Origin of the sequence: Bordetella tumulicola, from assembly GCF_965138755.1 — a bacterium.
Classification (GTDB): Bacteria; Pseudomonadota; Gammaproteobacteria; order Burkholderiales; family Burkholderiaceae_B; genus Bordetella_A; species Bordetella_A tumulicola.
On the sequence record NZ_CBCSFP010000003.1, the window covers coordinates 307,064 to 333,377 of the forward strand.

Consider the following 26,314-nt stretch of genomic DNA (forward strand, 5'->3'; position numbering starts at 1 on the left):
GAGGATCAAATGAGAGGCAAGAAAATTCTTATGCTCTGCGGTGAGTTCACCGAAGAATATGAAATCTATGTTTTCCAGCAAGGCATGGAGGCCGTAGGCCATATCGTCCATGTGATCTGCCCCGACAAGAAAGCGGGTGAAATAATTCAGAGCTCGTTGCATGATTTCGAAGGGCACCAAACCTATATCGAGCGATTCGGCCATCTAGTCGAAATCAACAAAACGTTCTCCGAGGTGCGCGTCGAGGAATATGACGCGGTATATTGCGCGGGCGGCCGCGGACCGGAATACATCCGCACGGACAAGCGGATCCAGGCCATGGTGCGTCACTTCCATGAGGCCAAGAAGCCGATCTTCACCATCTGCCATGGCGTACAGATTCTTGTCGCGGTAGAGGGCGTGGTTCGAGGCAAGAAGGTAGCGGCGCTAGGTGCCTGCGAACCCGAAGTGATCCTTGCCGGCGGCACCTACATCGACGTGAAGCCCCACGAAGCGTATGTCGATGGCACCATGGTATCAGCGAAAGGTTGGACGGGACTGGCCGCTTTCATGCGCGAGTGCATGAAAGTATTGGGGACGAACATTACGCATTCGTAGCCCGCAGGCACGAGGCGCCCGAGGCTTGGCAGCATCGGCCCCGGGCACCTATCGTTCTTTTGGCACCTCTGGACGTATTACCGCTGCGCCAGTATGCGTGCCGCCTCGAGGCAGACCGCACGGCGCTTCTCGAGCATGCCGGCCGCAAGCTGCCTGACCGCGTCGACCGTGCCAACGTCGGCCACATCAGGGTGTCCGCTACGAAACGGCGGCGCCGGGTCGTACTCCATCAAGAGCTGAAGCGTGCGGGCGGCTTCATCGCCACGCAGCAATGACAGCAAGACGAATGCAAAGTCCAGGCCCGAGGTCACACCGCCCCCCGTCACCCGATTGCGATCGATAACCACGCGTTCGGGCACGACTTCAACGGGAAACAGGCGCAGAAAATCCAGAGATAGCCAGTGGCTGGTCGCCTTATAGCCGTTCAGCAGACCTGCCGCTGCCAGGAGCAGCGAACCCGTACACACGGATGTCACCCATTGGGCTCCGGCGGCCTGCTTGCGCAAGAAACCCAGCAGTTCTTCGTCGGCCATCAAATCGTTCTGTCCTGGTCCGCCAGGGACCATGATGACATCCAACTGCGTGGCGTCATCGAACGACAGAGATGGCGTCACGATCAGTCCGGTATCGCCCTTGATGGGTCGACAATGCTTCCAGACCAAATGGCAGGTACTGTTGGGCGTGCGGGCCAGCACTTCGAATGGCGCGAGAGCATCGAGGGACGTCATACCATCGAACACGATGATACCGATCTGCAGGTGTTTGTCGGTCATGTCTGGATATCCTTTTTCGGAATACGCGAGGGATGAGGATCAGGTTTGCTTGCACTGGCTCGCTTATCGTGTGGCATCGGTCGTGATAAGGCGACCTGCGCGCGGCTTGGGTGCGGGGCTCCGGTGCCTACGCCAGGCGTTGCCAAGGCTGCCGACGATACCTCCACGAAAGGCGAGCACGACGACAACAAAGACGGCGCCTTGGGCAATGATGACCCAATCCCGCAGTTCGGACATATAGGTTTCCATGCCGATGAGAGCAATCGCGCCCAGGATGGGTCCGGTGATCGTGCCCAGTCCGCCGACCAGCGTCATGAGCAGCAGTTCGCCCGAGATATGCCAGCTCACGTCAGTCAGGGTGGCGATCTGGACAGCGATGACCTTGGTCGCGCCCGCGAGGCCCGTAACGCCCGCAGAAAAGACGAAGACGGCCCATTTGTAGCGACTGGCGTTGTAGCCGAGGGAAATCACCCGCGGCTCGCTATCGCGCACGGCAGCGATGATACGGCCAAACGGCGAGTGAACCAATCTGGCGATCAGCAGGATCGCCGCGCCACACATCAAGAGGACAAAGTAGTATGCGGACACGTCGCTCTTCAGATCCCACACGCCGAAGGCGATGCCGCGCGGTATCTGCTGGATGCCGTCTTCGCCGTTCGTGAATGGCGCCTGCAGGCAGAAGAAGTAGACCATCTGCGCCAATGCCAGCGTCGACATGGCGAAGTAGATGCCGCGCAACCGGATCGCGATGACGCCGACAATACCCCCTAGAACCACCGACACCAGTGTGGCGCCAAGGATGGCCCACTCCGGCGCCCAGCCCCAACCCTTTGCCAAATATCCTGCAACGTAGGCCGACAGACCGAAGAACATGGCATGACCAAAAGACAGCACGCCCATGTAGCCCAGCAGCAGATTGATTGCACTGGCGGCGGCGGCGAAGCAGATGACCTTCATCAGAAACGTGGGATACACCACGAACGGCGCCGCGATCAGTGCCGCCGCGCAGACGACGAAAATGGCCCAACTGAGGCGTGTACGCAGTCTCGGCTCGACGTCGGCGCGGCTGTCCAGCACGGCGCCGGCGTGTTGGGCGACGACGCCTTTGCCAAACAGGCCTGCGGGTTTGATGAGCAAAACCGCCGCCATGATAATGAAGACGACCGTATCCGAAAGCGGTGGATAGTAAAAACGGGTCAACCCTTCGGCGATCCCCAGCAGATAGCCGGTTACGATGGCGCCTTTGACAGAACCCATGCCGCCGATCACGACGACAGCGAAGACGACCACGATCAGGCTGGAGCCCATGGAGGGACTGACGTTATAGATGGGTGCGGCGAACACACCGGCCAGACCCGCGAGCGCGACGCCAAAGCCATAGACCAACGTCACCATACGCGGCACATTGATGCCGAAGCCGCGCACCAGATCGGGGCGCTCGATCGCGGCGCGCAGGTAGGCACCGAGCTTGGTCTTCTCGATCAGATACCAGGTGGCCACACAGACCAGCAGCGAAGCGGCCAGAATCCAGACCCGGTAATACGGCAGGTAGCCCAATGCGGTACGGAACCCGCCTGGCATGGGATTCGCATAAGGTAGGCCCGCGGCGCCGAACGCCTTGCGGTACAGGCCTTCGACGATGAGCGTGCACCCGAATGTCAGCAGCAAACCGTAGATGTGATCCAGATGATAGAGACGACGCACGAACAGTCGTTCCAGCAGAACACCACTGAGGCCGACGATAAGCGGTGCCAGCACGAGCGCGTAAGCGTAATCGATGCCGAACCATTGCAGCAGCATCCATGCGGTGAAGGCGCCCATCATGTATTGGGCGCCATGCATGAAGTTCACGACATTCAACAGGCCGAAAATGATGGCAAGCCCGAGGCTCATCATCGCGTAGAAAGAGCCGTTTATCAGTCCGAGGAGCAGTTGTCCGAACAGGGCAGGAGAAAGACCCAGTGATTCAATCATGTCAAATCCCCAGATAGACTTGGACGCGCGTGTTGTCTTGTTCCATGTCCACGCGTGTCAGCATGTCGACCACGCGCCCGGTCTCCATGACGTAGTGCCTGTCCGCCAGCTCGCTCGCAAAGCGCAGGTTCTGCTCCACCAACAGGATAGTGAAACCGCGGCGCTTGAGCTCGTGCATCGTCTGCGCGATGAGCTTCACGATGACGGGCGCCAGGCCTTCGCTGGGCTCGTCCAGCAGCAGGCATTTGGCACCCGTGCGCAGGATGCGACCGATCGCCAGCATCTGCTGTTCACCGCCGGACAGCTTGGTACCCTGGCTGGCTCCGCGCTCGCGTAGATTGGGAAAAAGCTGGTGAATCTCGTCCAGCGTAAGCCCCCCCTCTCGTATCACCGGAGGCAGCGTCAGATTTTCCTGTACGCTCAGTTGCGAGAAGATGCCGCGCTCTTCAGGACAGTACGCCATACCAAGCCGAGCGATCTGTTCAGGCGTGCACCGTGCGATCGATACACCCTCGAAATTGATCGAGCCCACCTTCTCTTTGACGAAACCCATCAAGCATTTCAGTATCGTGGATTTCCCGGCGCCATTGCGGCCAAGCAACGTGACGATCTCCCCGCGCTGCAAGCGGAAGCTGATGTTATCCAGGACCTGATTGCCGGCGTATCCCGCGCACAAATCCGATACCTCAAGAACGGCTGCCGATTTATCCATGATCAGTGTCCTATGTAGGCCTGCAGGACCCGCTCGTCGGCCGCCACGTCGTCGTAGGAGCCTTCAGCGAGTACCTCGCCCCGGCACAGAACGGTGACGATATTCGATAGCCTCTCGACGACCTTCAGGTTGTGCTCGACCATCACAATGGTCTTGTCGCTGGCATGTTCCGCGATGAGGTCCGCGACGCGGTTCACATCTTCGATGCCCAGCCCCGCCATGGGCTCGTCCAGCAGCACAATGTCGGGGTCGAGCGCGAATGTAGTGGCCAGCTCCAGAGCCCGCTTGCGACCATAGGGCAACTCTCCCGCGATGGAATTGGCCCAGTCGGTCAATCCAAATTGGCGCAACAGCGCATGTACGCGGTCGTCTAGCGCGCTCAGGCATGAGGCGGAACGCCAGAAGACTTTTTGCAGGCCAGACAGGCGTTGCAAGGGGATGCAGACGTTCTGCGCGACGGTCAGGCGAGGGAACACAGCAGATATCTGAAACGATCGCACCAAGCCCTGTTTGGCCAGTTGCGACGGCAGCGTGCGCGTGATGTCAACGCCGTTGTAGAAGATGCTGCCCGAATCCGGATCATGGAATCGTGTCAGCAGGTTGAACAAGGTGCTCTTGCCCGCGCCATTAGGCCCGATGACGGAGTGCAGGGTATTGCGCTCAATGGTGATGTCGACGTTGTTGACCGCCGTGAACCCCGAGAAACTGCACGTCAACCCGCGTGCGGAAAGAATGGGCGCCGTGCCCGCAAGCGTGCGCCCGTTCATTTGCTTGCGCTGCCGGCACCATTGATCAGCGGGCAGTCACTCGCGCTCTCGGGTGCGAATGCGTCTTTCGCTGCCACGACGCCATCGACCCGGTAGTAATCCCACGGCTCCTTGGACTCTGCAGGTGACTTGACGGTGATCAACAGGAAGTCGTGCATGAGCTTGCCGTCCGCGCGCAACACTGCGTTCTTCGCGTACATATCATTGACCGGCGTGCTGCGCATGTGCGATGCCACGGGATCGGTCGCATCGGTCTGGGTTGCGACGACGGCCTTCAAATAATGGGTGGCGGCCGAGTACATCGAGGCCTGCGACTCCGTGGGCATGGCCTTGAAGCGCTCGAAGAAACGTCGCGCGAAGGCGCGGCTATCATCATTCAGGTCCCAGTACCAAGCGGTGGTGGCCGATAGACCTTGCGCCACGGCCAAGCTTGCCGCATGCACGTCCGACAGCGTGAGCAGCGCGGCGACGGGCCGTTGCGCGCCGTCCTGCATGCCGAACTCCTTCCACTGCTTGATCGAATTGACAAGTTGCGCGCCGCCATTGGCGAACATCACGACCTTCGCGTCGGACGCCTGTGCCTGCAGCAGAAACGAGCTGTAATCCGAGGTATTCATCGGATGGTATGTCTCGCCCACCGTTTTGCCCCCGTTTGCCGCGACCAGCGCCTTGGCCTCTTGCACCATGTTCTTGCCAAACGCAAAGTCGGCAGCGACGAAGTACCACGTGTCGAGTCCGCTTTGGGTCAGGGCTCTCACCGGACCAGACACCAGGGCGTACGAGTCGTGCTGCCACGAAAAGCCGGTCTTGGCGCATTGCTTGCCGGTCAGATCGGTAGTCCCGATCGGCCCATACATGGCAATTTTGTTCTTCTCTTTGATGAGCGACTGAACGCCCAGTGCCACGGCCGAGTTCGCAATATCGAGTACCGCGTCGACCTTGTCCACATCGAACCAGCGCTTGACGATCGTCAAGCCGATGTCGGGCTTATTCTGATGGTCCGCCACGACCACTTCCACCTTGATCGCACCGAGTTGCGACCGCATGTCTTCAACGGCCATGTTCACCGCCAGCGCTGAACCTGGCCCGCTCAATGCGGAGAACGGTCCGGACTGATCGTTGATCACTCCGAGCCGCACTACGTCGTCGGAAATCTGCCCAAAGGCCGGTAGCGTGACGGCCCAGGCCGCCGCGAAAATCCATGTACGAATGCTGGTTTTCATCAACCTTCCCCTTGTTTTATGTATGGGTAAACCAACGGTCCGACGCGGGCTTATCTTCGTGACGCGGCCCGCGCAACGTGGACGTCGACGTCCTTCAGAAAAGCCTCCTGTGCCGAGCGCGCCCGAGCTACCCGTTCGGCACCGGCTTTTTCGGGTGAACCGCAATCGAATGGCGGTTGGGGGTCATACTCGAGCCCCAACTGGATCATCCGCGCAACCTCGCCGCCCGCTAATTCTTCAGCCAGGCTGAAAGCAAAATCAATGCCGGACGTCACGCCGGCGCCGGAGAGACGATTGCGGTCCCGCACCACGCGCGCTGCCACCGGCTGTGCGCCAAATTGCGGCAAATAGTGGCGCCACATCCAATGGCAGGCCGACTTGTAGCCATCGATCAATCCAGCGGCGCCGAGCAGTAGCGAACCGTTGCAGACCGACGTGACATAGCGGGCCGCCTGGCCTTGGGTGCGCAAGAAGGCCAAGGTTTCGTCGTCACTCAACTGTTCAACCACGCCGGCGCCGCCCGGCACACACAGCACGTCGAATTGTGGAGATTGTTCGAACGAGACCGTCGGGTTGATGGTGAAACCAACATCGGTCATCAAAGGCGTAATCGACTTCCAAGCAAGGTGCACCTTGGCCCCGGGCACGCGACTCAACACTTGCGCGGGCCCCATAAGATCCAACTGCGTAACATGCGGGAAAACCAGAAATCCGATCTGAACAGGCGTGAGCATGGAGTGTCCATTGATACCTAAACGATGACCGATTATGGAATCGATGCATGGTGGCGTAAATGACAATATCTAGCTAATATCCGCCAATGTCACCGCCGCTCAACATTGCCCTCCTCGCTTTCCCCAGGTGCCAGGTGCTGGACGTTACGGCGCCTGCCATGGTCTTTCAGGCGGCGAACGACGCGCTCGGAAACATGCACTATCACGTGCACATTCTTTCGGCAGACGGCGGCCCGATAGACACCAGCAGCGCGGTAACGCTGGTCACCAAATCGATCCACGAGCTGGACCCCTCTCTGGTCGACACCTTGCTGGTCGCGGGCGGCGACGAGGCCGGGCTGCAACTGCTCACGGCCAACGAGACCGTCCGGCGCTGGGCGGTGAAGTCCAGCAAGGTCGCCCGCCGTTACGGATCGATCTGCACGGGCACCTTCGCGCTGGCTGACTTTGGGCTGCTGGACGGAAAGCGTGTCGCGACACACTGGTCGGCCTGTACCACGCTGGCCGAGCGGTGGCCCGATATCATCGTGGATGCCAACGCGGTGTTCGTGACAGAGGGAAACTTGTGGACGTCTGCCGGCGTGACGACGGGTATCGATATGAGCTTGGCCATGGTCGCCGCGGACTTGGGCGATACCGTTGCGAACCTGATAGCCCGGCGCCTGGTTCTATACGCGCGACGTCCAGGTTATCAATCCCAGTTCAGCGCGGTATTGAATGCGCAAAGCCAGGCGGAGGCCCCCTTTGCGGAGCTGATCGAATGGATTCGGGAAAACCTCACCCAACAGCTTGACGTGCCCACACTGGCCGCGCGAGTTTCGATGTCGGAGCGCACGTTCTTGAGGCACTTCGCGCGCAGCATGGGGGAAACCCCCGCGCGGTTCATTGAAACCCTACGGCTGGATCAGACCCGTGTTTACCTCGCCAGCGGCATGTCGCTCAAGGAGATCGCGGCAAAAGTCGGATACCTCACCGCGGCGCAGCTATCAAAGGCGTTCGACAGGCGCTTTGGCATGTCGCCGCTGCTTTTCCGTGAGTTGCACCGTCGTGGTGGTTGCGATGCTGCGGGGTGAGGGGTACGAAACTTAAGGCTCGCTCCACGCGGGCCAGCCCTGAGCCGGCCAATCTGTATTGTTGTTCCTGATTGAATTCATATACTAATTTAGCCCCATTTATCTCATTAGACTAAACAAGAACAATGTGCTCCTCGGGTATGTCGCCCGCTTTCAATCCGGAGCACGCCATGAATACAAACGCGGCACTTAAAACCACCCTTATCGACGCGATCGATACGCCGTTCGGTCGCCGACCGTTCCGTGTGCACATCCATACGGAGGCGTTCCATGTCGGCTAGTCATTCCTGGAATATGCATTTCCGAATCGTAGTGGGCGAATCGATCGTGGCGTCTTCGGCAGCCACCTTGAGTGCGGTGGTGTTGGAGCTGCCGGTATGGGCGATGTTCATCGGTTGGATCTCGTTTTTTACCCGCGGCTTCAACTTCAAGGCTGGGCTGGTCAACCTGGGCTGCGTACTCATCGGACTATCGCTAGGCATCGCTGGCGCCCACCTGCTGGGTGCCCTCGGCCCGCATCTGGGGACCTACGCAATCGGTGCCGTGGTGATGGTTATCACGGTGATTGCGCTGTCGCTTGCCCGGCTGCCGGTATTGAATAACCTGCTCGGGTTTTTCCTTGGCTTGGTGTCGTACTTTGCCTCGCACCTGCCGCCCACGCCAGATAGCTTCGCCAGCCTCAGCTTGGCCGCAGCGATCGGCGCAACGGCGGGTTTTCTCGCGCATGCCTGGGCGCATCGCGTCCGCGCGGTTCGTCCCGCCGGTTCCGCATCCTGACCTCACATCGTTTTTTTGATAGACCACTTGCGCCATAGCAAAGCTGCCATGCCGTTCACCAACGCTTGGACTACATCCCACACGGCTATTGAAGGAGAATGATGATGACGACGGAAATTACGGCAAACTCGATGGGACAGCCAACGCCAAGTGCGCTTGCGATCCTGCGACGATACTGCGAACGCTGTGAACCCGCCTTTTACGCCCTGCTACGCATCGCTTTCGGTGCCGTGCTGTTCACTCACGGTCTTCCCAAGGCGCTCGGCACATCACACGGCTCCATGGCCGACCCGATGGCCGGGTCGATTAATCTGATCCAGAATGTGATGGGGCTGCCATTCGCTCCGCAATTGGGAATCCTGGTCATGCTGCTGGAAACAGGCGGTGCCCTCATGCTGGCGCTCGGCCTGTGCACGCGATTCGTCGCATGCCTTGTTGCCCTGGAAATGGTAGCCATCAGCTATGCGCTCGGGCCGACGTGGCCCTGGATCGACCGTGGCATCGAGTTTCCGGTGTTGATGGGATTTCTGGCGCTATATATGGTGGCGCGAGGCGGCGGGGCCTATGCATTGGACTCGCGACTTCATCGCCACGTCCACCGGAGCTAGTAGCACCGCCGGATGGATAGGTGCAGGTGCGCACCCATCCATCACGACGGTGGAAACGCTCAACGAAGCATACTGCCGTTAGTCCGCTGCGCGAGTTTTGACGTATCGTTTCCGCTCGCTTGAACGTAGCGTTCGTGAAGCTCGCGATACGTGAGACTATCAATGTCCGGCGTGTTCTCTCCGTGCCACACATCGTCCATGCCAGTTGCTTTCCAAGCTTGCAGGTCCGCGACGACTTCGGCACGGGTGCTGGTGCTGTGCGCGGTTTGGGCAGGCGTTTCCTCTTGTGCTTGAGTAGCGGAAACAAAGCCCGTGCCCAAAATGGCGCAAGCAAGAAGACGCGAAATGTTAGTGCGAGTAGTCATGATGAATTTCCTTCAGAGATTGTCGGGTTGGCGTTGACAAGTCATGCGGCGCTTGTCAACCCCACACCTGCACTGTAGATTCCTGAAGCTGACCCAAGCATGACCGCAACCGAACATTTTTGTCAGCTACGCGTGAGGACTTCTCATTGCATGATCCTCGGGACAATTCGATAAGTGCCGTGACGAATGCGCGAGCACTTACCGACGGCGTGCTACTGCCATAGGTGGCATAAAGCGCAACGGGCGTGAGCGCCCAGTCTTCCAATACTCGCACGAGCGTATCGCGCCTATCGCGATGGGCAGGAAGCGCGGCGATGCCAATACCGGCCAGGGCAAAGCGATACGTAATATCCAGACTATTCATCCGCAAAGGCCCTTGCGGATAAACGAGTTGGTGCTTACTCCCTTGTCCAAGCGACCAGATCCGCAATTCGCGACAACCGTCGAATACCAGGCATTCATGCGCTTGCAAATCTTCCGGCGTTTCCGGCTGCCCATGCCGCGCAACATATGCTGGCGATGCATAAAGATGGAAGGGAAAGAGCCAAATCAAACGTGCGGCCATATCCGTGTCCGCCTGAGTGCCCCATCTCAGCGCAACGTCGAACTCGCAGTCTGCAAGTGAATTTTCGCCAAAGTAATAGTCGCACTCGACGAACAACTCGGGACTAGTTCGCACGATATCGCCGATCACTTCCATAACCCTTAGCGACTCAAGCGTGCCGGGCAGCAAGATCTTTAGCTTCCCGCGGGGTCGGCGTCCCTCCTCCTGCAACGCTTCACGCGCGTTAAACGCAAGTTCAATAAGTTTCCGGCAGCGTTCAAAGTAGAGTTTCCCCGCCTCGGTAAGGGCCATTTTTCGCGTGCTTCGGGCCAGAAGCTGCACGCCGAGATGGGCTTCCAGAATACTCAGACGACGCGATAACGTGGACGAAGGAACGCCTGTCACTTCCGCCGTCTTGGAGATGTTCTGCCGTTTGGCGATTTCTACAAAAATGGCTAGGTCGTTTAAATTGAATGCGTGGTCATAAGACGCCATTGTTCTGCGGTTCTTCCGGATATTGACTGTTGCTTGAGCTCATACTGCGAACTTATACGTGCTCCGCTGTCAACTTCCTGACCTCTGCCTGACAGTTCAGACGGGTAGAGGACTGACTCCAAGCCTGGGGGAGATTGACGTGCCGGATGGCAATCTCCTATGCACGCCCTTCATGCGGATGGTTGAAGGCCAGAAAATGGCGTACTACCGGGCGCTGCTCGCCCTGATGGAAGCGCAGTACGTCGTCCTGAATATCGGCATCAGCCCTGGATACCCGCTTGTGCTGGCGCAGATGTTCAGCCCACGACTCGACCTGGAACCATTCGAGCATCAGGCCAGGGTCGGCGGTATCTTCAGTGATACCCCAGGCATAGGCGCCATCGCGCCGCCGCTCGGCGGATAGCCGGGCGAGCGCCTTGAGAAAATCGGGCCGATCCTGCACGGTGACGCGGTATTCGATCTGGATCAGCACCGGGCCACGATCGTTTTCGACCGGCGTGGCCGTCAGCGGTTCGGCCCAGTGGTTCGAGGGCACGAGGTCGGCCTCTCCCGTAGGCAGCTTGATCCGGTGGGCCACCAGGCCGACCAGCACCAGCCCGCTCGCACCGGCCAATAGGGTGAACGGCACCGAAGTCCATTGCGCAACCGCACCCCAACTCAGGCTACCCAAGGTCATGGCGCCGTTGAACACGGTCAGATACACCGCCAGCGAGCGCCCGCGTACCCAATTCGGCAGGATGGCCTGGGCCACGCCATTGAGCGTGGTCAAAGCCGTGATCCAGGCGATGCCCAACACCAGCAGCGCAGCCACCGCCGCCCACTGCGGCGGAGCGAAGGACAAGAACGCCATCACCGCCGCTGTCACCAGCGCGGCCATCAACAGCAGACCGTCGACGCCCAGGCGAGCGCGCAGCCGTGGCATGATGACCGCCCCACCGATCGCACCCAGGCCGACCGCCCCGAGCAAAATGCCGTAGAAGCCCGCGCCGCCGCCGAGCAACTGGCGCGCCACCAGCGGCAGCAGTGCCCAGATCGAACTGGCCAACGCGAAGAACAGAAAGGCGCGCAGCAGTACCACGTGCAGTTCGCGGCTGGCGCGGGCGTAGCGCAACCCGGCACGGAAGGCCCCAACGAACTTCTCGGATAACACATCTTGTTGGGCCTTCGGACGCGGCCACCACAACAGGGCGGCCACGATGAATAGATAGCTGATGACATCCACACCATAAGTGAAGGCCGCACCCATGCTGGCAAGGATCAGCCCGCCCAGTGCCGGACCGACGGCACGCGCAATATTGATGCCCAGCGAATTGAGTGCCACTGCACTCCTGAAATCCTTCTTCTGAACCAGTTCAGGCACGATGGCCTGCCAAGTTGGCCCCATCAGCGCCGCGCCGATGCCGCCGAGAAAGGTCAGTGCGACCAGCGAGCCCACCGACTGAAGTCCCGCTGCGGACAGCAGCATCAGGCTGATGCTGGTGCCGGCCAGCAGGAACTGGATGCCGATCAGGAATTTTCGCCGGTCGAGAATGTCAGCCAGCACGCCTGCGGGAATCGCCAGCAGGAACACGGGCAATGTCGCTGCAGCCTGCACCAGTGCCACGGCCGCAGGGGAAGTCGACAAATCGGTCATCAACCACGCACTGGCAACATCGCGGACGAAGCTGCCAGTATTGCCGACCACGGTGGCCACCCAAAGCACCGCGAACAGGGTTTGCCTCAGGGGCGCGAAGGTGCTCGACGATTCGTTCGACGCAGCGATCTTGTCCGTCATGTCCGTTTCTCCTGCAAATCCAGCCATGCCACCAGCAGAAAACCGCCGACCAATCCGAGGTGCTCGAAGAACGAATTGGCAGCGAAGAAGCGCTCCTGCCCGGCTGGCAACTCCCAGAAACGCAGGGCGAGACCGGTGGCCAGTAGCGTAAAGCCGGCCAGCCCCAACGCCCCAAGCCAACGTAGCCACCCCGTGAGGATCATCAACGAGGCCACCAACTCGAGCGCGATCACCGCCACCGCGAACAGCGGGGCCGGCGACAACCCGAAATGCGTCATTTCGGCGATCGCACCAGGAAAATCGGTGAGCTTAACTAGGCCGCCCTGCAGGTATGCCGCACACATGCCCAGATAGGCGACGAAGCGAACGGTGCGGTTGCCAAACAACGGCCGCGCGGCGGCGGCCAGCTTGCTTGCAAAGGGGTCGAGAGTTGACATGGGGTCGGTTTCCTTTACACGGCCCAGCAAGAGCAGCCCAGCGCACCGAAGAATCCTTTCAGATCCGATGCCGGCGCGTTGGATGCCCAGGCTCGCGCATGGTCATGGCCGTGTAGACCGCAGCCGCTGGCGCATCCACAAGCAGCGACGGCCTGGGCATGCAGTGGTGCCAGCGATTTCTTGCCGGCGCCGTCTGGCTCGCCCCAGGCACCGTAGCCCTTGAAGGTACGCGTGGGCGACCAGTCGGGCATGGCCGGCGGCAGCGGGTTGTCATCCAGCCCAGCAAATTCGCCATCGCCATAGACGATCTTGCCGCCCACGACGGTCAGGTGCGAAGTCAGGAAGGAAATCTCGTCCTCGGGAATGTTGAAAAAATCCTTGCTCGGCACGATCAAGTCGGCGAACTGACCAGCCTCGATACGGCCGCGCTTGCCTTCCTCGTTGGAGAACCAGGCCACGTTCTCGGTCCACATACGCAGCGCCGTTTCGCGGTCGAGCAGGTTGTGCCGCGGATACAAGCCAAGACCGCCGACCGTTTTGCCGGTGATCATCCACGACAGCGACACCCAGGGGTTGTAGGAGGCCACGCGGGTAGCATCGGTGCCGGCCGAGACCTTCACGCCCTTTTCCAGGATGCGCTTGACCGGTGGGGTGGCCTCGGCTGCCCGGGCCCCGTAGCGCTCGACGAAGTACTCGCCCTGGTAGGCCATGCGGTGCTGCACGGCGATGCCGCCGCCCAGCGCCGCAATGCGGTCGATGGACTTGTCGGAAATCGTCTCGGCGTGGTCGAAGAACCAGTTGATGCCCTCCAAGGGGATGTCCTCGTTGACCTTCTCGAACACATCCAGCGCGCGCGTAATGGTTTCGTCATAGGTCGCATGCAGCCGCCACGGCCACCGGTTCTGCGCCAGCACGCGTACCACTTCCTCCAGCTCGCCCTCCATCTGCGGCGGCATATCCGGGCGTTCGACGCGGAAGTCCTCGAAGTCGGCGGCCGAGTACACCAACATCTCGCCAGCGCCGTTGTGGCGAAAATAGTCGTCGCCCTGCTTGTATTTCACGCTGGACGTCCATTTCAGGAAGTCTTCTTTTTCTTCCTTGGGCTTTTGCGTGAACAGGTTATAGGCCAGGCGTACGGTGATCTGTCCTTCGTCGGCCAGCTTCTGGATGACTTCGTAGTCGTCCGGATAGTTCTGGAAACCGCCGCCAGCGTCGATCACGCCGGTCACGCCCAGGCGGTTGAGTTCGCGCATGAAATGCCGAGTGGAGTTGACTTGATAGTCGAACGGCAGCTTCGGCCCCTTGGCCAGCGTGGAATAGAGAATCATCGCATTGGGCTTAGCCAGCAGCAGACCGGTGGGATTGCCATTACCGTCGCGGGTGATCTGGCCGCCCGGTGGCTCGGGCGTGTCCTTGGTATAACCGACGGCGCGCAAGGCCGCGCCATTGAGCAGCGCACGGTCATACAAGTGCAGCAGGAACACGGGTGTGTCAGGAGCAATCGCATTGATTTCTGCAATGGTCGGCAGGCGTTTTTCCACGAACTGATGTTCGGTGAAGCCACCCACCACGCGCACCCATTGCGGCGCAGGCGTGATCGCGACCTGGCGCCTGAGCATGTCTAGAGCATCGGCCAGCGAGCGCACGCCATCCCAGCGCAATTCAAGGTTGTAGTTCAAGCCACCGCGTACCACATGGGTGTGGTTGTCGAACAGACCGGGCAACACGCTGCGGCGCTTGAGATCGACGACCCGGGTGGCTGAACCGGCCAAGGGCAGGATATCCGAGTCCGTGCCGACGGCAAGAAACCGACCGTTCTTGATCGCCACGGCGCTGGCAACGGGGTTGCTGCGATCAAGCGTCGTGATCTGGGCGTTGTGGAAAATAATGTCGGGAACAGCATCGGACATGGAAGACTCTCCTTTTCTGAATGCTTCAGCTGCCGCACTGCGGCCCAAGACGCCGTTCAGCGCCAACGCGGATGCCAGCGACGTTGCGGCACCGACAACTTTTCTCCGGGATATCATCGGTTTGACTCCAGTTGATGATTCAAGTGCACTCGCCCGCCCAATCAACCAAGCACGCGCCGTCACGCACAGGCTCGAAGGATTGCCGTGGTGGTGCTTATGCTTGATCTGTTTCGGATACCTTGCCGACCGTGTTCCGACCGGGCAACTGACCTAATACATGATGGGTGGCTTGGGTCTTCTCGCAGGCGGTGTTGAACGCAACGCCGCTGCGCAACTGCTTGCTGACCGGGATGATTTGCTCGCCGATGAGAATGCCCAGCAGCCCGATCAGTGCGACCAGAGGTGGTGCAGGAGAGCGGACACTCAACATGCTGTAAATGACGCCGACGAGCAAACCGGCGCTCAGGGACAATACATAGAGCTTCATACACACCTCGAACAGGGTATTGGGATGCGCGGCATACGATGCCTGCGCAGTGCGTTGCGCCGCGCAGGCACTGACGCTGGGCGTGCCGTGACCGCGACACGCCCAGCGTCAGTCGCCTTACTATTTGGCCGGGTTGGGACCAACGCGCTCGCCATGTTCGACGCGCTCAGGCCCCTTGTGTACGTGGGTGACGGCATAGTCAATGCCGATGCCGTAGGCACCGGCGTGTTCCCTCGCCAGGCCGGTCACAGCGTCGTAGGTTTCCTTGTGCGCCCAGTCGCGCTGCCATTCCAGCAGCACTTGCAGCCAAGTGACAGGGATCACGCCAGCCTGAATCATGCGATCCATCGCGTACTTGTGTGCGTCCATAGAAGTCCCTCCCGACGCGTCGGCCACCATATAGATTTCATAGTCACTGTCACGTATGGCGTCCAGCGAGAACGACAGGTTGCACACCTCAGTCCACAGACCAGAAACGACAATTTTCTTGCGCCCGGCGGCGGCCAGCGAATCGCGTACGTTCTGGTCGTCCCAGGAATTCATCGAAGTGCGTTCCAGGATTTTGTTCTTTGGAAACACGGCCAGCAACTCGGGGAAGGTATTGCCGGAAAAACTTTCCGTCTCGACGGTGGTGATGGTGGTCGGGATGTTGAAAATTTTGGCCGCCTTGGCCAAGCCCACGACGTTACTCTTCAGTACTTGGCGATCGATCGACTGTACGCCGAAAGCCATTTGCGGCTGCTGGTCAATGAAGATGACCTGGCTGTTGTGGGGGGTCAGAAGTTCGAGGTATTTGTTGGACACGCGACTATCTCCTTTGGTTGACGAAATTAGGGGCTACAAGCTTGGAGCGGAAACGACAGCAGTCACGCAATCGCGGCAAGGGTGCCGATGGTTCCCCTCTACCAGAGCGAAAATCGAAGTCTAAATCGCGTACTCGTTGTCCAGAATCCGACGAATCGAATTGCATGCTTTCTGTTTTTGGCATGGTCATTTCTGAAAATCGATCAACCAAAAAAAAGCGACATTTAGAACTTTGCCTGCAGGGTGAGCTCGACATACTCGATGTCGGAGGACGATCCAGTTTCCCGAATGAAGCGACCGGATATGAAGCGCGAATAGATTGCGGTCAAGGTCCACCTGGAATTAATGTTCCACGCGGTGCTCAAAGACAGTTCCGTGCCGACGAAACGCGCACCGCTGCCCTGTCCGCTACGCAGCAGGCCACCGCTGGGCGAATAAATGCCGTCCTGTGTCTCCAGGCGCCAGAAAAAATCAACATCTGCTGTCATCGTGACGGAGCGAGCAGGCTGGAAGCTGATACTGGGGCGTAGGTTCACGAAGTTCCGTGGCCCCAACAACGCGAGTTCGGAAAAGTAGTTGCCGCGTGGAAACAGTGCATTGAACGATTGAAGATCGTCGTCGTTCGGGTCCTTGTCGCCGCTGGCTGCATTGACTGACAGCCCTACTCTCGGCAGGCCCTTTGCCTCTGGCCAGGTATGGCCGGTCTCTGCCGAGAGGCTCCAGGCGGCGATGTGGCCCTGGCCAAAGCGCCCGCCTTGCCCAATAAACTCCCAGTTCCAATCCCAGCCTCCGCGATCGCCCCATAGCCGCGCACCAATCGTGTGCCGTTGCTCTGCGGCAGTGCCCTGGTCAAAGCTCGCCGACCGGTGTCGATAGCCCAGGTAGTAGAGATCGAGCCCGCTGCCCCATGGAAGTTGCGTCAGTGCGGGATTGGACGCGTAGATGCCCCAGAGAGCCTGATCGGGATCTCTCTTGTCATCGAAATTTCCGACCTGCGCGAGGACGGGTCGCACCGCAATGACATCCGTGCGCCACGCTCCAGCCTGGGTCAGCAGGCGCGCGCCCTCAAAGCTTCGGCGCACATTAGGGCCTTCGCGCACGTCGATGAGCCGTGACGAACCATAGGCCATTTCCTGGCGGCCGATTCGCAGCATCGGCGCGGCATTGTCACCATCTCCGAGTACGACGTCAGCAAATGCCTGCTGCATATCCAGGCGATTCTCGTCGATGGGCGCCGGGGCACCGGTCCTGCCGTTTTCCCGCGCACTATAGAGTTGGCCAAACACCCGCAAGCGTCTACCCAGATGCAGGTCCGCGTGCAACAGATAGCGCTCAAGCAAAACGCCATGTGGGTCTTGCGGATCATCGCCCCATCCTGGGTTGTCTATGTAATCGTAGTGCCAGCGCGCCTCGCCGCCCAGCGACAGCCAGTTGGTGCCTTCTGTGTTGAGCGCGATGAATTTCGATCTGTCCAGGAAGTCGATGCGCTGAGCGGGATCTCGCATCAACGACCAGTCTTCGTCATAGCGGGTCTTTTCGAATGTGGGGCGCACATCATTGGCTGCTAAGATGGGCAGTGGCAACAGCAGCAGAAATATCAGGCGCAAAAGCAAGGCCGCGCGAAGCTCTTTGATATATGGCCCGATATCAGCCCTCATTGCACTGGCGTTTGTTCGGGCGTTCAGCACATCCCGTCGGCACGGCTGCAGGGGCGGGGAACAATCCGTTGCTAGGTTGGCCCGTGAGGGGCGATGTCAATTCAGTCATTTTGGTCATGCAAGACTCTTTGGCCAGCTGGCTTTTGCCGAGGCTGATGGAACGGGAGTTCAACCATGCCTGCCTGCGGCAAGCAAAGTTCGATCCGTTTCAGTCTAGAGACAACCAAAGACGCTCGGAACAAGACATATGGAATTCCATCGTTTCCATTCTTGTTAGTTCCTTGAACGCTTTTTAAGAAATGAATAGCGAAAACTATTTATTAGTCCAACCCAGTCATTTCGGAAATCTTGATGAAAAAAATACCAGATCTGGAAGCGTGGGCAATATTTGCGAAGGTGGCGGAAGTCGGCTCGTTTGCGCGAGCCGCCGCCGAGTTTTCGTTGTCGCAAGCGACGGTATCAAAGGCGGTCACGCGCCTGGAAACACGCATGAAAACAATGCTTTTTTATCGCACGTCGCGCAACATGACATTGACTGAAAGCGGTTATGCCGCACTAGACCGTGCCACCCGCATTCTGCAAGAAGGCGAAACAGTCGAGGCAGAGGTCGCGGAGCAGTCCACGAGCTTGCGTGGATTGATCCGGGTTTCGGCACCCATGTCATTTGGCATCGCACGCCTGGCACCGATTCTGCCGGATTTCATGCAGGCGCACCCCGAGGTGCAATTGGACGTGCAATTCAACGACAAGCAAGTAGACCTGGTGGCCGAGCGTTTCGATCTGGCGCTGCGAATCGCCAACCTCGTCGATTCCAGCTTGTTGGCTCGCCGCCTGTGCCGGGTCCGTATCCTGCTGGTCGGTTCGCCCTCTTACTTCGAGCGCCATGGGCGACCACGGCATCCGAGCGATCTCGCCAATCACAAAGCGCTGCAATATGTGTATGCACGCCGTGGACCAACCTGGCGCTTTCGCCACCCGCTGCATGGCGAGGTCACACAAACTATACCGACCAATCTGCATGTCAATAACGCTGAGGCGTTGACGCCAGCGCTATTGGCCGGACTCGGCGTGGCACTACAGCCAGAGTTCCTGGCCTGGCCTGACTTGCAATCGGGCGCGCTGGAGACCGTCATGTGCGATTGGGAGGTCGAACCTATCGCATTGCACATCGTGACGCCCCCAGGACGCAGCCGGCCGGCGCGTGTGCAGGCCCTCATCGATTACCTGGCCGATCTAGTCACTAAGGAACCGTGGGCGCAGGATGCTGAATGAAGGCTCAAAAGTGATACGCAAAACGCGCGCTGGCCGTCTGGCTCACGAACGAGTTGCCGAAGTCCGCGGTGTAGCCGGCCTTCATTTCCATGCCGCCCAATCTGAAGATCTGCACGCCGATATCGATCTTGCCTAGCAGTTCAGGGGATTTCACGTAATCGGTGAAGGTACCGTCAGCCGATGACGCCCCCAGGAAGCTCGAGTGGATCGTGCGCGAGCTATCCGGGCGCCAACTCATACCCACGGCTGCATAGGCGCGCAAGCTGGTCTTCGGATCGAGGTCAAAGCGCTTGCCGAACTCAATCATCGGCGAGATCACGACGTTGGTCTTGTCGCTGCCACGAACTTTCAGGGCGCCAGGCTCATTACCCGACTCCTTGAATCCCGGCAGGTGCGTGTAGATCAGGTCGATATCGTTATACGGTTTGATATAGCCGCTATCGAACGTGAACTCGTAGCCTGCCCGCAAGCGCGCACCGAGCAAGGTCATATCCTGCGAGCTGGTCATTGTGCGATTCACGCCACCCAGGTTGACGTTGCGGTTGGTGTCAAACGATCCTCTGGCCGCCGCAACCGAACCGGCGAAGGACCATGGCCCCATCACGCGCTTGAGCGTAATAGAGCCGTCGTAGATATCGCCATTGCCACTCGAGCCGCCACTCATGCGCGCCCAGCTTCGGCCGGCCGCAGCCGAAGCACCGAGGAACCAACCGGGCGCGACCTGATGCTGGCCGCCGATACGGTAGGTAGTGCCCGAGACGTGATAGCCCTGGACGTCACCTCCGGACGATTGATCCGACCAGCGCCCAATGATCTTGCCCCAGACGCAGTTGTCCTCGCCCAGCCGCACCGTGCTGCCCTCGAACACCGGGCAGCTCATCGAGGATCCCAGAATAGTGCCCGAGGCATTGGACAGCGCGATCGACTGGGCCTGCGTGGCCTTGGCCGAGAGCGTATTCAACGCGGACTTGTAAGTGCCGGAATCTCCGATCTGCGACAAGCCGGCAAACAGCTTGGCGAATAGTGGATCGGAGTTGTTCCAGGCTCGGGTATGGTAGTCAGCTAGTGAGGACTGACTGGCAGTCAGCGAAACACCACCCGGCTTGAAGGTCGCGTTGGGTGTGATGTTGATGGTGGTGCCTTGCGTTTTGGCATCCCAATCGAACAGCAACGAATCCTGCGCCTGCGCGGTGGAAGTCAGGCCGCCCGCCTTCAATATCGTCACCATACCGGTTAGGAGCGACGTCGCATTGGGCACGATAACGCCATCTACGGAAGCGCTACCGCTGATATCGAGCAGGCTCGCCTTGCCGCTCAAGGAGTCAATCATGGGACTGAGACGTCCGCTGTCCGTCTGGATGTAATGGCCGTTCATACGAGTCGTCATTGCGGCGTTGTCAAACTGGATCGCCCCCTGGTTCAGGACATCCGCATTGGCCGTCGGGCCGGGCGTCCACGTGCCATAGTTGTTCAGGCTGCCGCGGTCGTTTTGCAGAGCGCCGCGGCTGGTCAGCGCGCTGGGATGCCATGTCCCATTTCCTACGATGCCTTGGGAGGTGTTCAGCTCGAGCGCGCCAGTGATGTTGCCGTAATTGGCCAGGGCGATGATGCCACCGCCGGTTACCAGCATCGCCAGGCCGTCGGAGCGTCGCGACGTGGTGACGACGCCGCCGCCGTTGACGGTGACCCAGGCATCATTGTCGGAGGACGTGCCGTTGGGCCGATCGATCCAGATACCAGCGCCGTTGCCAGTACCGCCAGTAACCGTCGCGGTGGGCCCCCAACTGCCAATCTGCACGTCGGGCGTGCCGCCGCCAGGCGTGCCATAGCCCGCCGCCTGCGCAAAAATACCGATACCGTTCGAGCCGGTGGCGGACACGGACCCGCCCGAGACCGTCACTGCGAAGGCAGTGTCGCTGCCGGCCGAGACGCCGCCACACGAACTGGTCGTGCAGTCTTTATGTTGTTGCAACGGCGCGCCGGCATACAGTGTGGAACCGTTCAGGATCAAACCGCCACCTCCACCCACGCTCTGCGCGAAAATCCCGATGCCGCCGGGTCCGTTGGCATTGATGGTGGCATAGGAGTTTATATTCACGGACCCGCCGTTCGCCGGGCCGGGATTGCTCTGATTCACGAAGGCCGAGTTGTAGGCGGTGGTCAGAGAGGGCGTGCTGTTGTTGCCATCGTTGACCCGGATAATGCCGCCACCGCTACCGACGGATTGCGCCACCACGCCGATGCCGGCGACGCCATTGGCGTTGATAGTCGAGGGCGTGGTCAATTGCACCAGCACCGAACCGCCGGTAGCGCTCGAGTCTCCGCTCAGGCCACCAAGCTTGATGCTTGGATCGCCCGAGCCAGCCTGGTTGACGATAAGGTTGCCGCCCCCACCGCCGATGCTTTGCGCCACGATCCCGTACGCGCCATAACCCGAGACGTTAATGTTGAGCGGGGCATTGTTCGCGAAGTTCTGGTTGACAGTGACGTTGCCGCCTGCGCCGCTGGAGGCGGTGCCGCCACCAGCCGTGAAGGTCATTGATCCGGACACTTGCGGCAACCCCAAGGGGACCCACACGCTCGCGCCTGCACCAGCGATACCGCCGCCGCCGCCGATCGACTGCAGATTCATGCCGTCCGCGAACGTTCCGGCCGTGCTGATCGAGCCGTTAGATGCGCTGTTTTCGAAGTCGACGTTTCCCGCCACGCCTGCGCTGCCGCCGCTGCCACCAAACCCGACCGAGACATTGCCCGCGCCGGCGTCGGATCCATCGGCGCCGATGCCCCCGCCACCGCCAATGCTCTGCGCGATCACACCGGTGGCGCCGTAGCCTGACGTCTGTATAGCGGCCCCGTCCTGGAAGTTGACATTCACCTGCCCGCCGGCGCCGCCACTGCCACCGGCCCCCCCTACAGAGATGTTGTAGAAGACGTTGACTTCCGCCGGATCGGCACCCGAGCCCGTGGCCATGGCCGAGCCGCCCTTGCCCCCGCCCCCGCCGATCGATTGCGCCACGATACCGTGCGCCCAATCGCCTGTGCTTGCCTGCTGGTTGCCTCCCGACGTAACCGGGTTGCCCAATGTCGCGACCGACGACGCGAGCGTCATTGACACCTGTCCGGCCGCGCCGCCCGACCCGCCAGTTCCGCCAATAGAGACATTCATCGTCGTGTTGGACTGCGGCGACGAGCTGCCTTCGCTGTTGATGTAATTGATGACGTTGCTCTCGAACTCGCGGCCCTCCAATGCCGTGAGTACCGGGTTATCGGCCGAGCCATCCGATGCGGCCGAACCACCCTTGCCACCACCACCGCCGATCGACTGCGCCAGCACGCCGGTCGCATCGTTGCCGTGGGTCACGATGGGCGCCTGCACGGACACGCTCACCGTCTGGCCCGTGCCGCCAGCGTCACTGGACTCATTGCCGAGGTTGACGTTCATGCCCGGCTTTTGGGTCGTGCCCGAGGAGTCCTGGTACGACTGCGCGATGCTGAAAGACCCGCCCTCGGATGTTCCTCCCCCGCCGCCTATGGACTGGGCGATGACGCCCACGGCCCCGGCACCCCAGGTCTGGATGCCGTTTCCAGGGTACAGGTTGAGCGTAACGTTACCGCCGTTGCCCCCTGGTGAACCGCTGCCCCCCGATGCGCCTCTGCGCCCGACATTGAACGACAGCGACGTGCTGGACCCCGTACCGAAACTCTGCGTGCTGCTGCTTCCCTGCCCCGCATTTCCACCCCCGCCGCCGATGGATTGCGCCAGGATGCCCGAAGCGTAATCACCGTAGGTCTGGATGAAGGTGGAGGTGCCGTCGCAATCGCAGGTGAACGTCGTGCCATCCGCCGACACCGTCCCGCCCACCGCCACCTGTACGGTCTCCCCGTTGCCTGGCTGGCCGCCGTTGCTCATTACGGTCGCGGTCAGGGTGACGCCTGGTGCCTTGCCGTCCGACGGCACCGGGCTCGACCCATAACCCATGGCCGCGGCCATCGCCGACGAGTCACCGCCATCGCCGCCGCCACCGCCGATGCTTTGGACCAGCACGCCGACCCCACCGTTGCCCGATGTCGTGATCGTGCCCCCGCTGGATAGGGAAAACTGTGCGGTTCCCCCGTCACCGCCCGCGCCGCCATTGCCACCGACCGCCACTGCCGCACTGACGGCCAATTGCGAGCCACCGGGTGTAACCGGCGTGGCGACCGCGATCGACTGAGCAGTCGCTTGTCCGCCCTTGCCACCGCCACCGCCTATGCTCTGCACCACCACGCCATGACTGTCGACCGGCAGCACGTTGCATGCTCCGGTCGAGCTCGACGAACCTAGGCACGGACCCGCGATGGATCCTTGGGTCAGGCGCGGATCCTGGCCAGTGGCGATGGCGCCGCCGACCAGGGTGACCGAGGCCTGCCCGCCATCGCTGGATGCGCTACCGCCCGTCCCGCCCACCGAGACCGACGTATCGAACACCGCGCCGATGGATGTTGCCATCGCCGACCCGCCGGTGCCACCGCCCCCGCCGATCGACTGCGCGATCAAGCCGGCGGATTTATTGCCCGCGGCAGAGATGTTTGCGCCACTCGTATTGACGGTAACCGTTCCCCCGGCGCCGCCAGAGCCACCGCTGCCGCCCACCGCTACCGACACGAACGTGCCCGTGCTGTCGGCATCACCACCGTTACCGCCACCGCCGCCGATCGATTGGAAGATCACGCCGTGCGCGCCATCACCGGAGGTGATCACGTTAGAACCGCTATTCAAATTGGCCGTGATCGCGCCGCCCTCTGCCGCACTGCCGCCCGTGCCGCCAACGGTGACCGTAATTCCCGATGCGCCACCGCCATCGCCACCGCTACCGCCAATGGACTGACCTAGCACGCCGATCGCGCCCTGACCGCCGGTGCTGATCGCGCCGCTATTGGTGAAAGTAAGCGCGCCGCCACTGGTGGCGGTGCCGCCGCTGCCGCCCAGGTTTGAGATCACGCCGGATGCCTGTCCGCCGGCTCCACCGCCGCCGCCGATCGACTGCAGGAGTATGCCTTGAGCGTTGGCTCCGCCCGTGGCAATGGTGCCGCTGTTCGTGATGTCCAGCACGCCCGCGCCACCGCCGTTCCCGCCCGTGCCACCGCCCGAATGAGCGAGCGACCAACTGGATCCGCCCGTGCCACCGGAACCCGCTATGGACTGCACCAGTATGCCGCGCGCGGTCGCGCCCATCGTCGTGATCGAGGCCCCGTTGGTCAACGTAACGCTACCCGTACCGCCGCCCAGTCCGGCGTCGCCCGCATTCCCCCCGCCGATGGAGTTGTTGCCGTTCGCGTTACCGCCGGCCGCGCTCACGGTCTGAGCGAGTATGCCCATGGAATCGGTACCCTGGGTGATGATCGACGATGCGCTGTCCGTCTGGATGGACACATTGCCGGTCCCCCCGCCAGAGCCTCCATTGCCGCCGTAGGCCGTGCCCGTACCCGCATCGGCGAAGCCACCCGATGCGCCTACCCCTCCTTCGGATCGTGCAACGATCCCGGGCGACTGGATATTCTGAGTCTGGATGACCGTCGAGCCCACCGACACATTGATATTTCCACCCCATCCGCCCCCGCCACCGTCACCAGCGTGTGCGTGTCCACTTATCACCGTGTATGCCCCACCCCCATAGCCACCGGCGCCGCCCAGGGCCGATGCATAAATGCCGGCCGAACTGACGCCAGTAGTGCCCAGCGTGACGGTGTTGCCGTTACTGCCCTGAACCTGGATGTTGATTGTGCCAACACTGGCGCCGTTGCCACCGTCTCCGCCATACGAAGTAGAGAACCCGGAGTCTTGGCTGTATCCGCCGTATCCGCCCGCGCCGCCCTGCAACGTTGCCGCTATCGCGGGCGACAGGCCAACGCCATTGGATGCAGTCGATATCGTTATCGACCTGGACTGAGCCGCAACCGTGATGCCGCCCCCGTTCACCCAGGTGCTCGAAGCGCCGTTCTGGGAAGGATTACCCTCGCTGGATCCTGCTGGCGTACCGCCATAGCCGCCGGCACCTGCCGCGGCGTAAATCAGCAAACCGGGCAGGTTATCGCCTGTGGCTGTCACGGAGGCGTCGGTAAGAGTGATTTGCGTATTTCCGGAGTTACCACCAAAGGCCCCGCTATTGCCGTTGCCTTGTTGCGCAGACCCGCCAGCGCCGCCCACGCTGATGGCCGCGACCGCCGCACTAGGCAGGGAAGCGGTGGACGGAGGCGTGCCCTGCACACTGACCGTGACGTCGCCGCCCGGAAGAACAACCACCGTCGCAGGGCCTCCATTGCCACCGGGAGTGCCGTTATTTCCACTGGCACTGGTGTTTGTATTAAGACCGTTACCCGCCTGCGAGTAAGCCAGAATGCCCCAGACGCCGTTATTGGTGCTGCCGGCATTCTGCCATGTCCAGTTGAGTGCCACCGAACCACTGTTGGTAACAGTCGCTGAGCCGCCGTATCCGGCCGAATCCGAGCTGCTGGGGCCGTCGCCGCCAATCGTCACGGCTTGTATTCCCGCGAACCCAGATGTACCGCTCAAGGAAGCCTGGATCGTTCCTGTATTGGTAATCTGGACCCCATAAGGCGTCCCGCCATCATTGCCATTGGCGCTCTGGTCGGCTGCCCAGATGGCCGCGCCGCCGGTGGCCTGCAGACCGGACAAATTTAGCGTAATGCTGGCATCGTTCGTGATGCTGATGCCCTGCACCGCGTCGGTTCCGCCACCGCCGATTTGCTGGGCCGAGATGCCGAAGACATAGTCATTGACCAGCGGCTGCCCCAGCGAGAGAACGATATTGCCCTGGTTGCTAAGCGTGATGCCCTGGGCGCTCTGGCCAGCGCCCGCCACGGCGGAAAGCGCCAGCGCAGAGCCTGCACTGGAGGGAACCGCATAAACGAAATTGGCATTGTTCGTGACCGCTAGGTTCAAGGGCGGACCCGACGGATTGGGTGGACTGATAGCGACTGAAGCGGTCGATGCGCCACTCAGGCTGCAGTTGTAGGTCGTGCCGGTGGTGGAGCAGCTCGGCGTCACCTGCGCGCGCGCCTGGATCGGCAACGAGATCGACGCGGCGGTGGCAAGCAGGCTTAGAAGAAGACTGCGCCGGCTCAGGATCTGAAAGCAGGTCTCCCTGTCTGCCGCGCTGGCCGCGCCATCACGCCAGTCCGCCATGGAATCCCACCCGCGATGCTTGCTACCCGGAACCAGGTGACGTTTCAAGATAGCCCCTTTTCGACGTACTCGTAGGCGGCCACATCAGGGAAGTCGGGATCCTGCACCCCAAAAAGCTGCAATAGTTACGTCTAATGACTTCTA

General features: G+C 60.8%; 20 protein-coding genes. 5 read left to right on the top strand and 15 right to left on the bottom strand.

From position 1 onward, the window contains the following. The first annotated feature begins 9 nt into the window (after positions 1-9). Positions 10-597, top strand: coding sequence for a DJ-1/PfpI family protein (locus tag ACNAZS_RS11740; RefSeq protein ID WP_415789336.1), 588 nt, complete (start codon positions 10-12; stop codon positions 595-597). Positions 598-674: 77 nt separating this feature from the next. Here the strand turns inward: ACNAZS_RS11740 and ACNAZS_RS11745 are convergent, their stop codons facing one another. From ACNAZS_RS11745 to ACNAZS_RS11770, 6 genes are all read right to left on the bottom strand, one after another. Further along, positions 675-1,370, bottom strand: a complete 696-nt coding sequence (locus ACNAZS_RS11745; RefSeq protein ID WP_415789338.1) for a DJ-1/PfpI family protein — start codon at positions 1,368-1,370, stop codon at positions 675-677. A gap of 63 nt (positions 1,371-1,433) precedes the next feature. Next, positions 1,434-3,344 carry an ABC transporter permease gene (locus tag ACNAZS_RS11750; RefSeq protein WP_415789340.1) on the bottom strand — a complete coding sequence of 637 codons (1,911 nt, stop codon included), beginning with the start codon at positions 3,342-3,344 and terminating at the stop codon, positions 1,434-1,436. Position 3,345: 1 nt separating this feature from the next. Further along, positions 3,346-4,056 (bottom strand): ABC transporter ATP-binding protein, encoded by a 711-nt coding sequence (locus tag ACNAZS_RS11755; protein WP_415789342.1) that lies wholly within the window; start codon positions 4,054-4,056, stop codon positions 3,346-3,348. Between the two features lie 2 nt (positions 4,057-4,058). Continuing rightward, positions 4,059-4,823 carry an ABC transporter ATP-binding protein gene (locus ACNAZS_RS11760; protein ID WP_415789344.1) on the bottom strand — a complete coding sequence of 255 codons (765 nt, stop codon included), beginning with the start codon at positions 4,821-4,823 and terminating at the stop codon, positions 4,059-4,061. Beyond that, on the bottom strand, positions 4,820-6,046 hold the full coding sequence (locus ACNAZS_RS11765) for an ABC transporter substrate-binding protein (RefSeq protein WP_415789346.1): 1,227 nt from the start codon (positions 6,044-6,046) through the stop codon (positions 4,820-4,822). Before ACNAZS_RS11765 ends, ACNAZS_RS11760 begins: the two co-directional genes overlap by 4 nt. A 50-nt stretch (positions 6,047-6,096) precedes the next feature. Next, a complete protein-coding gene (locus tag ACNAZS_RS11770) occupies positions 6,097-6,780 on the bottom strand; it encodes a DJ-1/PfpI family protein (protein WP_415789348.1) in 684 nt (227 codons plus the stop codon). Between the two features lie 86 nt (positions 6,781-6,866). Here ACNAZS_RS11770 and ACNAZS_RS11775 point away from each other — a divergent pair, with 86 nt between their 5' ends. The 3 genes from ACNAZS_RS11775 to ACNAZS_RS11785 all read left to right on the top strand — a co-directional run bounded on the left by ACNAZS_RS11775 (position 6,867) and on the right by ACNAZS_RS11785 (position 9,238). Then, complete coding sequence (locus ACNAZS_RS11775) at positions 6,867-7,853, top strand: GlxA family transcriptional regulator (RefSeq protein WP_415789350.1); 987 nt, start codon at positions 6,867-6,869, stop codon at positions 7,851-7,853. A 270-nt stretch (positions 7,854-8,123) separates the two neighbouring features. Then, positions 8,124-8,630 (top strand): DUF1097 domain-containing protein, encoded by a 507-nt coding sequence (locus ACNAZS_RS11780; RefSeq protein ID WP_415789352.1) that lies wholly within the window; start codon positions 8,124-8,126, stop codon positions 8,628-8,630. A gap of 104 nt (positions 8,631-8,734) precedes the next feature. After that, complete coding sequence (locus tag ACNAZS_RS11785; protein ID WP_415789354.1) at positions 8,735-9,238, top strand: DoxX family protein; 504 nt, start codon at positions 8,735-8,737, stop codon at positions 9,236-9,238. A 59-nt stretch (positions 9,239-9,297) separates the two neighbouring features. On the opposite strand, the gene ACNAZS_RS11790 is transcribed toward ACNAZS_RS11785, so the two are convergent. The 8 genes from ACNAZS_RS11790 to ACNAZS_RS11825 form a co-directional block, all read right to left on the bottom strand. Further along, entirely contained in the window at positions 9,298-9,603 is a 306-nt protein-coding gene (locus ACNAZS_RS11790; protein WP_415789356.1) for a DUF4148 domain-containing protein, read from the bottom strand. Between the two features lie 55 nt (positions 9,604-9,658). Beyond that, positions 9,659-10,642, bottom strand: coding sequence for a LysR family transcriptional regulator (locus ACNAZS_RS11795; RefSeq protein WP_415789358.1), 984 nt, complete (start codon positions 10,640-10,642; stop codon positions 9,659-9,661). 157 nt (positions 10,643-10,799) lie between these two features. Further along, positions 10,800-12,416 (bottom strand): MFS transporter, encoded by a 1,617-nt coding sequence (locus ACNAZS_RS11800; RefSeq protein ID WP_415789360.1) that lies wholly within the window; start codon positions 12,414-12,416, stop codon positions 10,800-10,802. Then, positions 12,413-12,853: a DoxX family protein gene (locus ACNAZS_RS11805; protein ID WP_415789362.1), complete on the bottom strand. Its 441-nt coding sequence runs from the start codon at positions 12,851-12,853 to the stop codon at positions 12,413-12,415. The genes ACNAZS_RS11800 and ACNAZS_RS11805 overlap by 4 nt, the downstream gene beginning before the upstream one ends. A gap of 14 nt (positions 12,854-12,867) precedes the next feature. Further along, positions 12,868-14,763: an amidohydrolase gene (locus ACNAZS_RS11810; protein WP_415789364.1), complete on the bottom strand. Its 1,896-nt coding sequence runs from the start codon at positions 14,761-14,763 to the stop codon at positions 12,868-12,870. Positions 14,764-14,977: 214 nt separating this feature from the next. Beyond that, positions 14,978-15,250 carry a XapX domain-containing protein gene (locus tag ACNAZS_RS11815; RefSeq protein ID WP_415789366.1) on the bottom strand — a complete coding sequence of 91 codons (273 nt, stop codon included), beginning with the start codon at positions 15,248-15,250 and terminating at the stop codon, positions 14,978-14,980. A 120-nt stretch (positions 15,251-15,370) separates the two neighbouring features. Continuing rightward, positions 15,371-16,054 (bottom strand): hydrolase, encoded by a 684-nt coding sequence (locus ACNAZS_RS11820; RefSeq protein ID WP_415789368.1) that lies wholly within the window; start codon positions 16,052-16,054, stop codon positions 15,371-15,373. A 224-nt stretch (positions 16,055-16,278) separates the two neighbouring features. Continuing rightward, the gene (locus ACNAZS_RS11825; RefSeq protein ID WP_415789370.1) at positions 16,279-17,712 is read right to left on the bottom strand and encodes an alginate export family protein; all 1,434 of its coding nucleotides are present in this window, start codon (positions 17,710-17,712) and stop codon (positions 16,279-16,281) included. Positions 17,713-18,063: 351 nt separating this feature from the next. Between ACNAZS_RS11825 and ACNAZS_RS11830 the strand changes: the two genes are divergently transcribed. After that, a complete protein-coding gene (locus ACNAZS_RS11830) occupies positions 18,064-18,984 on the top strand; it encodes a LysR family transcriptional regulator (RefSeq protein ID WP_415789372.1) in 921 nt (306 codons plus the stop codon). A 4-nt stretch (positions 18,985-18,988) separates the two neighbouring features. On the opposite strand, the gene ACNAZS_RS11835 is transcribed toward ACNAZS_RS11830, so the two are convergent. Continuing rightward, entirely contained in the window at positions 18,989-26,218 is a 7,230-nt protein-coding gene (locus tag ACNAZS_RS11835) for a hypothetical protein (protein WP_415789374.1), read from the bottom strand. Positions 26,219-26,314 lie beyond the last annotated feature (96 nt).

Coding starts and splice junctions, on each gene's coding strand:
- ACNAZS_RS11805 (WP_415789362.1), bottom strand. CDS start 12,853: ATGTCAACTCTCGACCCCTTTGCAAGCAAGCTGGCCGCCGCCGCGCGG.
- ACNAZS_RS11815 (WP_415789366.1), bottom strand. CDS start 15,250: ATGAAGCTCTATGTATTGTCCCTGAGCGCCGGTTTGCTCGTCGGCGTC.
- ACNAZS_RS11810 (WP_415789364.1), bottom strand. CDS start 14,763: ATGTCCGATGCTGTTCCCGACATTATTTTCCACAACGCCCAGATCACG.
- ACNAZS_RS11825 (WP_415789370.1), bottom strand. CDS start 17,712: ATGAGGGCTGATATCGGGCCATATATCAAAGAGCTTCGCGCGGCCTTG.
- ACNAZS_RS11795 (WP_415789358.1), bottom strand. CDS start 10,642: ATGGCGTCTTATGACCACGCATTCAATTTAAACGACCTAGCCATTTTT.
- ACNAZS_RS11765 (WP_415789346.1), bottom strand. CDS start 6,046: ATGAAAACCAGCATTCGTACATGGATTTTCGCGGCGGCCTGGGCCGTC.
- ACNAZS_RS11830 (WP_415789372.1), top strand. CDS start 18,064: ATGAAAAAAATACCAGATCTGGAAGCGTGGGCAATATTTGCGAAGGTG.
- ACNAZS_RS11750 (WP_415789340.1), bottom strand. CDS start 3,344: ATGATTGAATCACTGGGTCTTTCTCCTGCCCTGTTCGGACAACTGCTC.
- ACNAZS_RS11770 (WP_415789348.1), bottom strand. CDS start 6,780: ATGCTCACGCCTGTTCAGATCGGATTTCTGGTTTTCCCGCATGTTACG.
- ACNAZS_RS11755 (WP_415789342.1), bottom strand. CDS start 4,056: ATGGATAAATCGGCAGCCGTTCTTGAGGTATCGGATTTGTGCGCGGGA.
- ACNAZS_RS11745 (WP_415789338.1), bottom strand. CDS start 1,370: ATGACCGACAAACACCTGCAGATCGGTATCATCGTGTTCGATGGTATG.
- ACNAZS_RS11740 (WP_415789336.1), top strand. CDS start 10: ATGAGAGGCAAGAAAATTCTTATGCTCTGCGGTGAGTTCACCGAAGAA.
- ACNAZS_RS11780 (WP_415789352.1), top strand. CDS start 8,124: ATGTCGGCTAGTCATTCCTGGAATATGCATTTCCGAATCGTAGTGGGC.
- ACNAZS_RS11785 (WP_415789354.1), top strand. CDS start 8,735: ATGACGACGGAAATTACGGCAAACTCGATGGGACAGCCAACGCCAAGT.
- ACNAZS_RS11790 (WP_415789356.1), bottom strand. CDS start 9,603: ATGACTACTCGCACTAACATTTCGCGTCTTCTTGCTTGCGCCATTTTG.
- ACNAZS_RS11760 (WP_415789344.1), bottom strand. CDS start 4,823: ATGAACGGGCGCACGCTTGCGGGCACGGCGCCCATTCTTTCCGCACGC.
- ACNAZS_RS11775 (WP_415789350.1), top strand. CDS start 6,867: ATGTCACCGCCGCTCAACATTGCCCTCCTCGCTTTCCCCAGGTGCCAG.
- ACNAZS_RS11800 (WP_415789360.1), bottom strand. CDS start 12,416: ATGACGGACAAGATCGCTGCGTCGAACGAATCGTCGAGCACCTTCGCG.